This is a genomic window from Rhodococcus sp. BL-253-APC-6A1W, from assembly GCF_012843405.1.
Classification (GTDB): domain Bacteria; phylum Actinomycetota; class Actinomycetes; order Mycobacteriales; family Mycobacteriaceae; genus Rhodococcus.
Genome location: NZ_JABAFB010000004.1, coordinates 66,520 through 81,135, shown reverse-complemented (window position 1 = coordinate 81,135; position 14,616 = coordinate 66,520). Strand labels below are relative to the sequence as shown.

Annotated in this window: 10 protein-coding genes; 2 read left to right on the top strand and 8 right to left on the bottom strand. The window is 68.1% G+C overall.

The window, feature by feature from the left end; all coding sequences use genetic code 11:
* Nucleotides 1–5 precede the first annotated feature (5 nt).
* The 6 genes from HF877_RS06995 to HF877_RS06970 form a co-directional block, all read right to left on the bottom strand.
* Nucleotides 6–704, bottom strand: coding sequence for a hypothetical protein (locus tag HF877_RS06995; protein ID WP_169620462.1), 699 nt, complete (start codon nt 702–704; stop codon nt 6–8).
* Nucleotides 697–1,131 carry a thioesterase family protein gene (locus HF877_RS06990; protein ID WP_169620461.1) on the bottom strand — a complete coding sequence of 145 codons (435 nt, stop codon included), beginning with the start codon at nt 1,129–1,131 and terminating at the stop codon, nt 697–699. Before HF877_RS06990 ends, HF877_RS06995 begins: the two co-directional genes overlap by 8 nt.
* Nucleotides 1,132–1,134: 3 nt before the next feature.
* On the bottom strand, nt 1,135–5,886 hold the full coding sequence (locus HF877_RS06985) for an NAD-glutamate dehydrogenase (protein ID WP_240952150.1): 4,752 nt from the start codon (nt 5,884–5,886) through the stop codon (nt 1,135–1,137).
* A gap of 163 nt (nt 5,887–6,049) precedes the next feature.
* A complete protein-coding gene (locus HF877_RS06980; RefSeq protein ID WP_240952149.1) occupies nt 6,050–6,490 on the bottom strand; it encodes an acyl-CoA thioesterase in 441 nt (146 codons plus the stop codon).
* Between the two features lie 4 nt (nt 6,491–6,494).
* The gene (gene ettA, locus HF877_RS06975; protein WP_169620458.1) at nt 6,495–8,168 is read right to left on the bottom strand and encodes an energy-dependent translational throttle protein EttA; all 1,674 of its coding nucleotides are present in this window, start codon (nt 8,166–8,168) and stop codon (nt 6,495–6,497) included.
* Nucleotides 8,169–8,240: 72 nt separating this feature from the next.
* Nucleotides 8,241–9,350 carry a lipase family protein gene (locus tag HF877_RS06970; protein ID WP_296550964.1) on the bottom strand — a complete coding sequence of 370 codons (1,110 nt, stop codon included), beginning with the start codon at nt 9,348–9,350 and terminating at the stop codon, nt 8,241–8,243.
* 152 nt (nt 9,351–9,502) lie between these two features.
* On the opposite strand from HF877_RS06970, the gene HF877_RS06965 reads away from it, so the two are divergent.
* Nucleotides 9,503–10,348, top strand: coding sequence for a tryptophan-rich sensory protein (locus tag HF877_RS06965; protein ID WP_169620456.1), 846 nt, complete (start codon nt 9,503–9,505; stop codon nt 10,346–10,348).
* A gap of 30 nt (nt 10,349–10,378) precedes the next feature.
* On the opposite strand, the gene HF877_RS06960 is transcribed toward HF877_RS06965, so the two are convergent.
* Both HF877_RS06960 and HF877_RS06955 read right to left on the bottom strand, forming a co-directional pair.
* Nucleotides 10,379–12,412: a cytochrome c oxidase assembly protein gene (locus tag HF877_RS06960; RefSeq protein WP_169620455.1), complete on the bottom strand. Its 2,034-nt coding sequence runs from the start codon at nt 12,410–12,412 to the stop codon at nt 10,379–10,381.
* 106 nt (nt 12,413–12,518) lie between these two features.
* Nucleotides 12,519–13,136 (bottom strand): DUF4352 domain-containing protein, encoded by a 618-nt coding sequence (locus HF877_RS06955; RefSeq protein ID WP_169620454.1) that lies wholly within the window; start codon nt 13,134–13,136, stop codon nt 12,519–12,521.
* A gap of 195 nt (nt 13,137–13,331) precedes the next feature.
* Here HF877_RS06955 and HF877_RS06950 point away from each other — a divergent pair, with 195 nt between their 5' ends.
* Nucleotides 13,332–14,558: a histidine kinase gene (locus tag HF877_RS06950; protein WP_169620710.1), complete on the top strand. Its 1,227-nt coding sequence runs from the start codon at nt 13,332–13,334 to the stop codon at nt 14,556–14,558.
* Nucleotides 14,559–14,616 lie beyond the last annotated feature (58 nt).

The window sequence follows — 14,616 nt, the reverse complement described above, 5'->3', positions numbered from 1 at the left end:
CCGGGCTACACCACACTCAGACCGAGACCACCGGTCCGGCGCAGATGGACGGACCCGTACCGTGCATCGAGGCGCAGCCACGTCGGGGAGGCGCGAACCCGGACCACCTCGGCGGGATCGATGCCCTCGACATCGCCGGAGTCCCGGCCCGAGGTGGGGACGAATCCCATTGCGCCCAGCGCGAAGACCATCCGCATGGGCACCCCCACCGTCGTGTCACCGCCGCTCACTTCCAGTACTTCCTGCGCGAGCAGCGACGCCGGAGGTCCTTGCGCGCCCTGCTCGCGGGTCACGGTCACGCCGCGGTGGGCGAGTTCGACGAGCACGCGGGCAGGGACGTCGTCGACGTGCGTGTAGCCGCCCTCGGGGGGCAGCGCACCGCGCCAGGCCGAATCCATCGCCCATCCCGGGTCCACCTCGGGGTGCGGACCCGACGCCCCGACGAGCGCGGCGCGCAGGCCGTCGGCGGCGACGCACGTGTCGGCAGGATCGACGGTGCCGCGCACGACCCGCGACGCGAGGACCTCGAAGCCGGTCTGCGCCCACACGCCGAGCACACCGTCGCCCCGGCGGCGCAGGCGTACGACAGCCGCGTCGTCCATGCGCAGCACATGGGTGAGGAAGCTGGCGAGGTCGGTGCGCTCGGCGGGCCCGTCGAGACGTATCGCGCGTTCACCGCGGCCCCGGCCGGCTGTGTCAGTCACGCCGCCACCGCAGCAGGAACTCACGTTCGTGGTCGTCGAGCCGCCGCAGCCGCTGGGTGTCGATGTCGAACGCCGCAATCTGGGTGGAGGCGATCACGGCCGGTGCGGAGTCGGCCGGAGCGCCACCGGGACGCACCTCGTAACCGATGGTGAAGTCGACCGCCCGGACCTTCTCGGTCCACATCATGATGTCGAGCGGGCCGTCCGAGTGGCGGAGTTGCCGCCGGTACCGCACGTGGAGATCTGCGATCACGGCACCTTCGCGCAGGCTCTGGGTGGGCCGGCCGTCGGCGAAGAGCCACGGGATGCGCGCCTCTTCGAGCAACGTCACCATCCGCGCGTGGTTGATGTGCTGGAAGACATCCATGTCGGACCACCGCACCATCACCTCGGTGTGGAATCCGAACTGTTCCCCCGCGCTGCCCACTCGTTACCTCCGATCGGATGCGCCGGTGCGCACCATGCTTCTGATCTGACGTGCCGCCACCGACAGGACGGCGAGGTCCAGGTTCCCAGACGCGAAGATCTCCTCGAGCGCCGCCCTCGCACGCACGAGCCTCGACCCGTTGGACAACTCCCAGTCCTCGATCATCTCCGCGGTGGTCTCGCCCGGCTCCGCCCCGGCGAACACGTCGAGCACCAAGGCACTCAACGATCCGTACAGGTCGTCGCGTAATGCCAAGCGGGCGAGGGAGTGCCAGCGGTCTCCTCGTTCGAGGGCAGAGACCGCACTGAGAAGGCGGTCGATTCCGAGATGCGCGTCGAGTGCGTAGTACAGTTCCGCGACCTCCTCGTCGTCCCGCTCGACGATGTCCGCGACGTCGATGACATCGAGCAGCGCGAACTGCACGAGGAGGTAGTACACCGCATCCGTGGGTTCGGCCGGCGCACCCCGATCGAGCACGGGCCGGGTCCTGCGGGCGAAGTCTTCGACGTGATGCCCCCGCACCCATTCGCCGACCCGCGGGGCGAGTCGTGCGAAGCGGTCGCGATACCGGCTGATCTCCGCGCCCACCGCGAGGGGTTGCGGCCGTGTCGAGAGCAGCCGCCGCGACGCGCGGTCCAGGACCCGACGCGATTCGAGGAGCAGGTCGTCCTCGACGTCGGTGGGAAGCCGCTCGCTGCGGACCCGGTCCCAGATCGCGGGCAGCCCGAAGATCGCGGTGACCGCGGCGTATGCGCGGACCGCGTCGGTGCTCGACGCTCCGGTCTCCTCGGTCAGCCGGTACACGAAGGAGATGCCGCCGTTGTCGACGGTTTCGTTCGCGAGGATGGTCGCGACGATCTGCCGGCGGAGCGGGTGCGCCTTGATTGCGGTGGCGAACCGATCCCGGAGCGCGGGCGGGAAATAACCGGGCAGGCGCGACGCGAACGTGTCGCTGTCGGGCACGTCGGTGGCGAGAAGTTCCTCGACGAGGGCGAGCTTGACGTGGGCGAGCAGCTGGGACAACTCGGGCGAGGTGAGGCCCTCCCCCGCTGTGAACCGGCGTGCGATCTCGGCGTCGTCGGGTAACGCGTCGAGGCGACGGTCGAGTCCGTGCTCGGCTTCGAGCGCGCCGAGGAGCCGCTGGTGTACACCGAGCAGCGATGGCGCGGCCGCTCGCTCGAGACCCAGGACATTGTTCTGCCCGATGTTGTCGGCGAGCACGAGTTCCGCGACGTCGTCGGTCATGGAGGCGAGCAGCGGGTTACGGTCTTCGGTCCGGAGTTCGCCGGCGGTGACCACCGAGTCGAGCAGGATCTTGATGTTGACCTCGTGGTCGGAGCAGTCCACGCCCGCCGAGTTATCGATAGCGTCGGTGTTGATCTTTCCGCCGGTGCGGGCGTATTCGATACGCCCGAGTTGCGTCACTCCGAGATTGCCGCCTTCGCCGACCACCCGTGCCCGCACACTGTCGCCGTCGACGCGCACGGAGTCGTTGCTCTTGTCCCCGACGTCGGCGTGGGATTCCGAGCGCGCCTTGATGTAGGTGCCGATGCCGCCGTTCCACAGCAGGTCGACGGGTGCGCGCAGGATCGCCCGGATCAGTTCGGACGGGGCGAGTTCGGTGACGTCGTCGGGCAGGGCGAGCACCCGGCGGGCCTGTTCGCTGACCGGGATCGATTTGCGGGTGCGTTCCCACACTCCCCCGCCCTCGCCGATCAGTGCCGGGTCGTAGTCGGCCCACGACGAGCGGGGAAGCTCGAAGATCCGCCGTCGTTCGGCGAACGAGCGAGCCGCGTCGGGCTCCGGATCGAGGAAGATGTGGCGGTGGTCGAACGCGGCGACGAGCTGGATGTGCTCGCTGAGCAACATCCCGTTGCCGAACACGTCGCCGCTCATGTCACCGATGCCGGCGACGGTGAAGTTCTCCGTCTGCGTATCGAGTCCGCGCTCACGGAAGTGCCGCTTGACGCTCTCCCATGCGCCGCGCGCGGTGATGCCCATCTCCTTGTGGTCGTATCCGGCCGAGCCGCCGGATGCGAACGCGTCACCGAGCCAGAAGCCGTAGTCTGCCGCAACCGAATTGGCCAGGTCGGAGAACGACGCGGTGCCCTTGTCGGCGGCCACCACGAGGTAGGTGTCGTCGGTGTCGTGGCGCACCACCCGTTCCGGTGGGATCACCGTGGTGCGCGACCGATCGAGGTTGTCGGTGACGTCGAGCAGCCCGGAGATGAACCGGCGGTAGCACTGTTCGCCGCGCTCACGGACGGCTCGACGATCGGCAGCGGCGTCGCCGGTGGGCTGCGGCGCGTGCTTGACGACGAATCCGCCTTTCGCCCCGACGGGAACGATGACGGCGTTCTTCACCGCCTGCGCCTTGACGAGCCCGAGAACCTCGGTGCGGTAATCCTCACGGCGGTCGGACCATCGGAGACCACCGCGGGCGACGGCGCCGTACCGCATGTGCACGCCCTCCACATCGGGTGCGTAGACGAAGATCTCGAACTTCGGTCGTGGCTGCGGGAGTTCGGCGATGCCGGCCGGATCGAGCTTCATCGACAGGACGCGGCCGCGGGCGGAGTCGTCGTCCGCGGGGACGAAGTAGTTGGTGCGCAGGGTGGAGCGGATCAGCGAGAACAGCCCCCGCAGGATCCGGTCGGGGACCAGTCCTGTCACGGCCTCGATCTTCGACGTGAGCTCGCCGGAGATGCGTTCTTCACTCTCGGATTCGGCAACCTCCGGATCGAATCGGGCCTCGAACAGCCGGACCAGCAGGACCGTGATCTCGGGGTAGTCGAGCAGTACGCCTTCGATGTTGTGCTGACTGTACGGAAAACCGGTCTGCCGCAGGTATTTCGCGTACGCACGCAGCATGACCGCCTGACGCCACACCAGCCCGGCGCGCAACACCAGTTCGTTGAATCTGTCGGTTTCGGAGTCGCCGCGCCAGGCGACGACGAACATGTCGGTGAAACGGCCCGCGAGCGTCGGGTCGGAGTCCAGAGTGTCCGGCGAGAGATCGCCCGGAAGCCCGAGACCGAAATCGTAGATCCAGCAATCGATTCCGTCGGACCGTGGAACCCGGTACGGGCGCTCGTCGATAACCTGGACGCCGAGGCTCTGCAGCACCGGAAGCACCCGGCCGAGGGTGACCGGCTCGTCGCCGACGTACAGGGTGAAGCGCCACGCCCCGGGTGCTGCGCCGTCGGACCGGCAGAGCCGCGTCTCGATCTCACCGACCCGAAGACCCTCGAGCACCACCAGATCGGAGAGCGCGCGCTCCGACGGAAAATCCTCCTTGTACGCCTCGGGCACCGCGTCGGCGTATCGCTGCACCAGTGCGGCGTCGACGCGGGCATCGCCGGCGGCGGCCTCGGAAAGCCGATCGGTCCAGTTCCTGCTGGTCGCCGCGAGCAGCGCCTGGATCCGGATGCGGTTCTCGTCGGAGGTGTCGATCTCGTGCCGGCCGCGCCCGGGGAACCTGATCGTGACGTGCAGGAGAGCCAGCTCCCCCTCCGAGACCCGCGCGGTGTAGTCGAGGACTCCCCCGCCGTACTCGCTCAAGAGGATGTCCTGCATCGCGATGCGGACCTTCGTCGTGTACCGGTCGCGCGGCAGGTACACCAGGCACGACACGTACCGGCGGTGCGTGTCGACGCGTACGAACAACCGGACCTGCCTGCGGATGTCGACCACCGACGTGACGGTGTCGTAGAGGGTGGCGGTGTCCATCGAGAAGAGTTCGGCACGCGGGATGGTCTGCATGATCTCGAGCATCGCCTGACCGCTGTACGACGAAATGTCCACGTGGGCACGGGCGATCACGGCACGCACCCGGCGGGAGATGAGCGGGATGTCGAGGATGTTGTCGTTGAGCGCGGTCACTGTCAGCACTCCGAGGAAGCGGTGCTCACCGACCACGCGACCTTCCGCATCGAGGACTGCGATCCCCACGAAATACGGATAGACCGAGCGGTGCACGGTCGTCGGCAGCGCCCCCTGGGTGAGGACCAGCAACGGCCGCCGGTCGGGGTGCGCACCGGGCGGCAACTCGAGTGGATCGCTGTCGGGGCCCTCGGTGCGCAGGACCCCCAGTCCGCTGCCCCGGACGGGGCGCGCTCGCAGCACGCCTGATCCATCGGTGTCGACGAACTCGTAGCGCCGGTAACCGAGCATGGTGAAATGCCCGCGGGCGAGCCAGCGCAACAGATCGGCGGTTTCGGCGAGAACGGTGGCGGTGTGCTGCGGCGGCGGAACGACCGCGAGCGCGTCGAGTGCACCGGCGAGTTCGCGCTGCAGGGCGAGCATCGGTTCGGTGTCGGAGACGACCTGCCGCACTTCGGCCAGCGCACGGCGGAGTCCGTCGTCGATCTCGTCGACTGTGGGTCCGTCGGCTCCGAGTGCGAACTGCACGTGCATCCACGACTCGGCGATCCGGTGCACAGGGTCCTCGTCGTCGAGCGACGGGTTTCCGGGCGAGAGGTCGCGCAGCAGTCCCGCGTCGTCGCGCAGTGCCGAGAACTCCGGGTGCACCACCGCATCGACACCCACTCCGAGGCGGGCGAAGAGTGCCAGGACGGCCTCGACGAGGAGGGGCATGTCGTCGGTGACGATCTGGGCGGTCGATCCCAGTGGGTCGCCTCCCGGCGGACGAACCCGGATCGCCGCCGTGCCCGGCGCACGCTCGCGTCCCAGTTCGAGATGGGCGGCGGCCACTGCTTCGGGTGCGCCGATTTCCTCGCCCGACTGCTCGTACATCTGCACGAGAGTCGCCACCAACGACGAATCCAGTTGCGACGCAGTTGAATCCGCCATTACTTCACTCCCTGACCTGCTTGCCGGACAAAACCGAGCGCCGCGGACGGGCCCGAGTTCGAGCCTATCCGCGGCGCCACAGGTTGGGGGCCGGACACGCGGGCTGTCAGCCCGGCGCCGCGACCCGGTACCGGTCGAGGACCTCACGTTCGAGATCGCTCAGCGGCCTCGACCGATCGGTGTGGACGTCGAACCCGACGAGAACAGCGTCCCCGTGGGCACACACCACCCCGTGCCGGTCGAGGATCGTGTGGCGCAGCGTGAACGACGAGGTACCCACGTGCAACACGGCGATCTCGACATCGAGCGGGCCCGATGCGTCCTTGATGGGCCGCAGGAACTCGGCGTCCATCTTGCGGACCGCGACGACACCGCGCCCAGAAAGGTGGCTGACCAGGAACTTGATCCGCGCTTCCTGCATGTACTCGACGACTTTGGTGTTGTTGACGTGACCGAGCCGATCGGAGTCGGCCCAGCGCACCTCGAGCGAACAACGGAACGGCTCGCCGACGGTGTTCGTCCCGACACCGTTCGGCTTCGTCTCCAGACGATCAGTCACGAGTGAGCTTCCGGTGGGTGACGCGGTGCGGACGTGCCGCATCCGCGCCGAGACGCTCGACCTTGTTGGCTTCGTACGCCTCGAAGTTGCCCTCGAACCAGAACCACTTGCCTTCCTCGACGTTGCCCTCCCAGGCGAGGATGTGGGTACAGGTGCGGTCGAGGAACCAGCGATCGTGGGAAATCACGACGGCGCAGCCCGGGAACTGCTGCAGCGCGTTCTCGAGCGAACTTAAGGTCTCGACGTCGAGGTCGTTGGTCGGTTCGTCGAGCAGGATCAGGTTGCCGCCCTCTTTGAGGGTCAGCGCGAGGTTCAGCCGGTTGCGCTCACCGCCGGAGAGCACGCCGGCCTTCTTCTGCTGATCCGGTCCCTTGAAACCGAACGCGCTGACGTACGCGCGCGACGGCATCTCGTTCTGCCCGACCTCGATGTAGTCCATGCCGCCCGACACGACTTCCCACACGTTCTTGGTGGGGTCGATGTTGGAGCGGTTCTGGTCGACGTAACTCAGCTTGACGGTGTCGCCCACCTTGACGGTGCCCGAATCCGGCTCCTCGAGACCCACGATGGTCTTGAACAGCGTGGTCTTACCCACGCCGTTGGGACCGATCACGCCGACGATGCCGTTACGCGGCAGGGTGAACGACAGGTCCTTGATGAGCACGCGGCCGTCGAAGCCCTTGTCGAGGTGTTCGACCTCCACGACGACGTTGCCCAGGCGCGGAGGCGTCGGGATCTGGATCTCTTCGAAGTCGAGCTTGCGGTGCTTCTCGGCTTCCGCTGCCATCTCCTCGTAGCGTCCGAGGCGCGCCTTGCTCTTCGTCTGCCGGGCCTTCGAACCGGACCGGACCCACTCGAGCTCCTCCTTGAGGCGCTTCTGCAGCTTCTGGTCCTTCTTGCCCTGCACCTCGAGGCGCTCGGCCTTCTTCTCCAGGTACGTCGAGTAGTTGCCCTCGTACGGGTGCAGCTTGCCGCGGTCGACCTCACAGATCCACTGCGCGACATGGTCGAGGAAGTACCGGTCGTGAGTGACGGCCAGGACTGCGCCGGGGTACGACGCGAGGAACTGCTCGAGCCAGAGCACGGACTCGGCGTCGAGGTGGTTGGTGGGCTCGTCGAGAAGCAGCAGGTCCGGCTTGCTCAGCAGGAGCTTGCACAGCGCGACACGGCGGCGCTCACCACCGGAGAGGTGCGTGACCGGCTCGTCCGGCGGCGGGCAGCGCAGCGCGTCCATCGCCTGTTCGAGCTGCGAGTCGAGATCCCACGCGTTGGCGTGGTCGAGCTCCTCCTGGAGGACGCCCATCTCTTCCATCAGTTCGTCCGAGTAGTCCGTCGCCATCAGTTCGGCGATCTCGTTGAACCGGTCGAGCTTGACCTTGATGTCGCCGAGGCCCTCCTCGACGTTCTGCTTGACCGTCTTCTCCTCGTTGAGCGGGGGCTCCTGCAGGAGGATGCCGACCGTCGCGTCCGGATCGAGGAAAGCCTCACCGTTGCTGGGCTGATCCAAGCCCGCCATGATCTTGAGGATCGACGACTTTCCCGCGCCGTTGGGTCCCACGACGCCGATCTTCGCGCCCGGGTAGAAGCTCATGGTGACGTCATCGAGGATGACCTTGTCACCGTGCGCCTTGCGCACCTTCTTCATCGTGTAAATGAACTCCGCCATGACGACCAGCGTATCCGCCCCGGCGGGATAACCCACATCCTGCGCGTCGTCCCGCCCGAGCGGGACCTCCGATCAGCCCGCGAACAACTCCGCGACGAACGGTGTGGTGTCCGGAAGCGACGCCGCCATGGTCTCCGAATGCCCCGTGGGATAGGTGGCGAACCGGGGTTGCGCTCCCCCGGCCCACAGGTCCGCGACCAGCTTGACACTCAACGGCGCCGGCACGACCCGGTCGTCGAGGCCTTGGGCGAGAAACAGCGGCCGGTCGTAACCGTTCACCGGAACTCCCAGGTAATCGGACAGGGCCGCCGGGAACCGGTCGTCGCCGAGCGGTCGGGCGAGCAGGTCCCCGATCCCGACGCCGGTGTAGCGCGCGAGCATCTCGTCGTAACACAGCGACTCCGCCGCATCGACGACTTCCCGCCCGAGACCGGTGAGATAGCCGTCGAGATCGAGTCCCGGATCCGCCTCGCGCAGCCCAGCGAAGATGAACGCTCCGAAGGCGGTCAGTCCGTCGAGCGGAAGATCCGGAAACTCCGGGAAGCCGATCGGGAAGACCAGTTCGAGATTCGACGGCGCCCCCGTCGTGAGTGTTCCGCGGAAGTCGAGTTCGGGCGCGCGATCGGTGGCGGTATTCGCCGTGTGCAGCGCCGCGTGCCCTCCTTGCGACTGCCCGACGACCACCCAGCGCTCCGACAGCGACGGCTCCACCGCGCGCGCCGCACGCACGAGATCGACGATGCTGTTCGCGGCGCTCTGCCCGTCGAGGTATCGATGCAGACCGTCGGATCCGAGACCCGGGTAGTCGGCCGCGACGACGGCATATCCCTGATCGAGCCAATGCTCGAGGTAGGCGGTGTCGCGTTCACTCCGCGGATTACGGGAGGGGGCGCAGTCGTCGGCGAGACCGGTGGTGCCGTGTGCCCAGGCGACGACGGGCCGGCCGCCCGCGGGAGGTTCGCCGCCGGGTACGAACACCACCCCGGTGGCAGTCGCCGTCTCACCCGAGCGCCACTGCGTCGTGTACGAGAGCGCACGAGCCGAGGCGGCTCCCGGCAACGACAATCGGCTGTCGAGCGGGGCCTCCGACACCACCGCTCCGGGTGCCGGCTGTGCGTGCGCTGTACCGGAGACGGCAACGGGCGCTCCGACGGCAAGAAGACACGCGAGAAAACCCGCGATCACACTCCCGACACGTCCGTGCGATGTCGTCTCGTCCGTCCCCCTGCGCGCAGTCACAGCGAGCACCATACGTGCACACCGGGCGGACGGCATCGAGGATCGGTGCGGAGAGATTCCGGTTGGATGAGCGCCGCGCCGGGCAACCTGTGTGTATGACATCACATTCCTCGACCTCGTCGCCTCCCGCCGTGGAGTCCAGGACCGGGCGGGACGTCGCACGCGTCGTCACGGTGGCGGTGAGCGCGGTAATCGCCGTCGCGGGCTCGTTTCTCGGCTCCGGCGCGGTCGCCGGGACGCCCGTCGCCGAAGCGGCGGGCGGAGCCCTCGCGTCGGATGCGACGGCCGTTGCCCCCGGCGGCGCCGCGTTTTCGATCTGGACGCTGATCTATATCGGGCTGATCGCGCTGGCTGTGTGGCAACTGCTGCCCGCCCACCACACCGACCCGCGGCAACGCACTCTCGGCTGGTGGATTGCCGCGTCCATGCTGCTCAACGCGTTGTGGATCGGGGCGATCCAGATCGATCAGGTCGGCCTCAGCGTGGTGGTGATCGTCGCACTGCTCGTGGTCCTGGTGCGCGTGTTCCTCGGACTCACGGCAACTGCTCCGTCGAGTCGGCTCGAGGCCGTCGTCGTCGACGGCACGATGTTCGTCTACCTGGGGTGGGTCGCGGTCGCGACGGTCGCCAACACCTCGGCATTCCTGAACGCCGAGGACATCGACCCGTTCGGCTGGGGCGCGGACGTGTGGGCTGTGGTCATCCTCGCCGTGGTCGCGGCCGTGTCGGTGGTGGTCGCGTTCGCCGGGCACGGACGTCTCGCGGTTGCCGCCGCCATGGCCTGGGGTCTGGGCTGGATCGCGGTCGGCCGCACCGCCGACGACGGCTGGAACTCGACACCGGCGGCGGTTGCGGCGGTGGTCGCCGCGGTCGTGGCGGTGGTGGCCGCAGTTGCCGTGCGGATCGCCACCGAACGGGCCCGCACGCGAAAACCCGTGTGAGACCCGGACCGCAGGCGCTCCCGCGGGCCGCTAGCGCGCTTCCTGGTCCCGGCGGGCCAACTCCGCGAACATCGCGTTGTGCGCGGCGAGGTCGGCGTCCTCGTCACGATCCGCGGCCCGATCCACCCGGCGCGCAGTCCGTGTATCGCTGCGCGACCACTGCACGAGCAATGCGAGCATGACGAGCACGAGCGGGATCTCACCCGCCGACCACGCGATACTGCCGCCGACCTTCTGGTCGTCGAACAGGTCGTAGTTCCACGGCAGCGCGAGACCGCGGTAGTACGACTCGGCCATCACCGTTCCCATGCTCATGAGGGTGACGCCGAAGAATGCGTGGAACGGCAGCGAACCGAAGACCATGCCGAGTTTCGTGACCGGCGGCAGGTCGCGTGGCGACGGATCGACGCCGATCACCACCCAGTAGAAGAGATAGCCGCTCATCAGGAAGTGCAGGTTCATCAGCACGTGCGCGGTGTGGCTGTCGGCGAAGGTCTCGAAGATGCCACCGAGATACAAGGCGTAGAAGCCGCCGACGAACATCACCGACGCGACGATCGGGTGAGTGAAGAACCGCGACGGCGGGCTGTGCAGGAATTCGAGGATCCACTCGCGGGGTCCCGGAGGAGCACCGCGGCCGGCCGGCTTGAACGCGCGCAGCGCCAGGGTCATCGCACCGCCGAGTGCCAGGAGCACCGGCGCGAGCATCGACATGGCCATGTGCGCGCCCATGTGCACGCTGAACATCGCGGCGGAGTACATGCCGACACCCGACGACGTGGCGACCAGCAGCACGAAGCAACCGGAGAACCACGCGATGCTCCGGCCCACCGGCCAGGCGTCACCGCGCTTGCGCAGCGTCCACAGGCCGATGGCGTATGCGACGGCCAGAACGATCGCGAGGGTGCCGAAGATGAGGTCGAATCGCCACTGCCCGAAGAACAGGTTGGCGAACGACGGGGGCACCTCGAGGTTGTATCCGAGGGCCACTTCCTGAACCGTGGGCACGGCATCCGGGGCCGGCGGCGGGGTGCGGCCCAACCCGACGGCCAGGCCCACCGTCGCGGCGAGGACGAACGACTCGACGGCGGCGAACCGGACGAGGGCACCCCGGCTGGTCGGATCGGCTTCGAGCGCCGGAAGTGCCCGTCGCCGCTGCAGCCAGCCGAACAGCCCGAGCACTACCAGCGCCACGATCTTGGCGATCAGGAGCCTGCCGTACGTGGTTGTCGTGAGGTCGTCGAGCGAGACCCGCACTCCCGCGTTGATCACGCCGGTCACAGCCATGACCACGAACGCGAGACCGGCGACGAAGGAGAACCGTCGCGCCGCGACGTCGGTGTACGCGCCGCCGCGCCACGAATGCGCGAGAAGTGCGAACAGGCCACCGGCCCAGACCGACGCGGCCACGAGATGCAGCACCAGGCTGTTGGTGGCGAGGTCGTGCGATCCGCCCGAGGACGAGTGGCCCGTCAGGGCGACCGGCATCAATGCCACCAGCGACAGCAGAAGCAGATAGGGCACCCACGACCAGCGCACCGCCATCCGGATCAGCAGCGCGGTGATCAGGGCGAGCACCGTCGTCCACGCCCAGGCCGACGCGGTCTCCACCTGGCCGAGCGCACTGAACAGGTTCTCCGGCCGGAGCGCCTCGGTGAACGACGCGCCGGAGGTGTCGGACAGGGTCAGCGGCACGAGCAGCGCGGCCGTCGCGGCCCACACCACCGCCGCGACGCCTGCGGTCCGGACCGCGCGGTACCCGTCGACATCGAGGACACCGTTCTTCTGCGGCGGCACCAGGAACGCCGCGAAGAACAGCGAACCGATCGTGATCACGGTCGCGATTTCGGACACCGCACGAACGGCGGGCAGACCGTACGTGGTCAAGGCCCCCGGGTCCGGGATGCCGAGCAGCACCAGCGCCTGCGCGGCGGACGCGCCGACGATCAGTGCCGCGACGATGGCGGCGAGGATGCCGAAGAGGACGAACAAAACAGACGGGTTCCCGCGTCCGGACGCGGGCACTGAATGCTGCGCGTCGGACGCGAGCTCGGGTGCTGCCATGCCTACCAGGGTAGGACCTCCCGAACCGTAACTACGACGCCCCGTCGGACATCACTGTGACGGCCCGCCGGGGATCACTCCGACGGGCACGTATCGAACAGTCGGATCAGAGTGTCGAAACCCAGGCGAGCCGATCGGTCGACAGCGAGAACGTGTCCTCGAACAGGACGACGTACGTGCCGGGAGCGGCACCGGCCCGGGCGTCGAAGCACACGTTTCCGGTTGCGGCGCCGCCCGGCGCGAGGCGGCCCGAATTGAGCATCGGACGGTCGGCGCCGAAGGTGGAATTGCGGATCGCGCCGCCTGCGTCCTGCACATGCCAGTCCATGTATCCGTTGAAGTCGTTCTGGTCCGTTCCGACGTTGACGATCGTCACCTCGCTGCAGAGGTAGCTGCCCAGTACGGAGTCGATGAGCTGGAGCGGCCCGACGGTGTAGGCGAGATCGTCGCGGGTGATGGTGGCGCCGGCCACCGCGGCGGTGTCGTGGTCGAGCTTCCCGGAGAATTCCGGCCCCCGATCGGCCACTACCTCGTCGCCGGCGGGACCGGATGTGACGGTGGCCTCCTTCTCGCCGCCGACGCTGGAGACCACGGCGACCGAGCAGGCACCGAACAGGAGGACGGGCACCCCGACGACGATCCAGGGCCAGATCCGGCGCTTGGCGCGCGGCGGCTGTCCGGACGGGTTCTGGTTCGGGTCGGGGTACGAGATGGGGTGCGTCATCACACTTCTCCTCATTGGTCTGGGCTGGAGATGCGGAGCGGGCGGTGCCGCTCCTCCGGTGTGAACAGCTCACCCGAGTTGCCCGGTCCGGCACCTCGTCCGATCGGACGGACCACCTCCTCCTTTCGGACCGATCGCTGCGGACCGTTCGGACCATGTGGGTGTGCCACGCGATTGCGTAGCGTGCACCGAGTGATGGTTACTTCCGCTCAGGGTCTCCGGCGTCCGGTGTGGCGCCGGCGTGCCTGGACCACCGGTGCCGTGACACTGAGCCTGTTCTGCACGTTGCTGACCCTGGGACTGTCGTCGGACTCGAACACGGTTCCCGAATGGAACTTCGCACTCGGGTTCGTGCTCGGCCTGGTCGCAGCGTTTGCTCTGGTGTGGCGCCACTCGAGCCCCTGGACGGTGCTCGCCGTCACGCTCCTCGGACCTCTGCTGTTCTCCACCGACGCCACCGCCGCGCTCATCGCGCTGTACGCCGTCGTCAAATCGGAACGCAGCGGACGACTTGCCGGAGCCGCCGGTGCCGTCTTCGTCGCGTGCGGTATCTCACTCACGTACGACGCGCACCGCACCCGCGACAACTCGGTACTCACGATAGGCACGATGCGCCCGGAGGACACCGCATCCAAGCCGATGTGGGAGGTCGCCTGGTGGATCCCCTTGCTGGTCGCGGCGGCGCTCGTCACGGTCGTGGTGGTGCTCGCGCTGCTCGAGCAGACCCGCTCGCAGCTGACCGTCGCCGAACGCGTGCGCGACCGCGCGACGGCGAAGACGGAATCGATCCACGACGAGATGATCCGTACCGAGGAACGAACCCGGATCGCCCGCGACATGCACGACACGCTCGCCGCAGGACTGAGCCGAATCTCCCTGTTCGCGGGAGCACTGCAGGTCGGTGGGGCCGATGATCCGCAGAAGACAGCCAATACGGCCGCGATGATCCGCAGTACCGCGCACGAATCTCTCGACGAGCTCAAGAGCATCGTCGGGGTGCTTCGTGGGACGGCGGGCGCGTCGCGGGCCAGCGGACATCAAGGGATAGATGCCGTGGCCGATCTCGTCCAGTCCGCGCGCGCGGCCGGGCTGCACACCGTCTTGTTCACCGATCTCCAGCCCGGTGACGTCGGAACCGTGTCCGGCCACGTGACGTACCGGGTGGTGCAGGAAGCCCTCACCAACGTTCAGAAGTACGCGTCGGACCAGACGGTGCGCATCACCATCACCGGCGCTGCCCACCAGGGCATCCGGATCGACGTGCGCAATGGGCTCAGTTCGTTGCCTCCGACCGTGCCCATCGGCTCGCGAGCGGGCCTGACCGGTCTCACCGAGCAGGCCCATCAGATCGGGGGCACGCTCCGGGCCGGGGTGGTGGGCTCCGAGTTCGTCGTGGACTGCTGGGTGCCCTGGTCGGCCTGACGGGGATTCTGTAAGGGACGGAGCACGCCTCGTGTCGGGGGCGGGTCCTAGGCTCGAC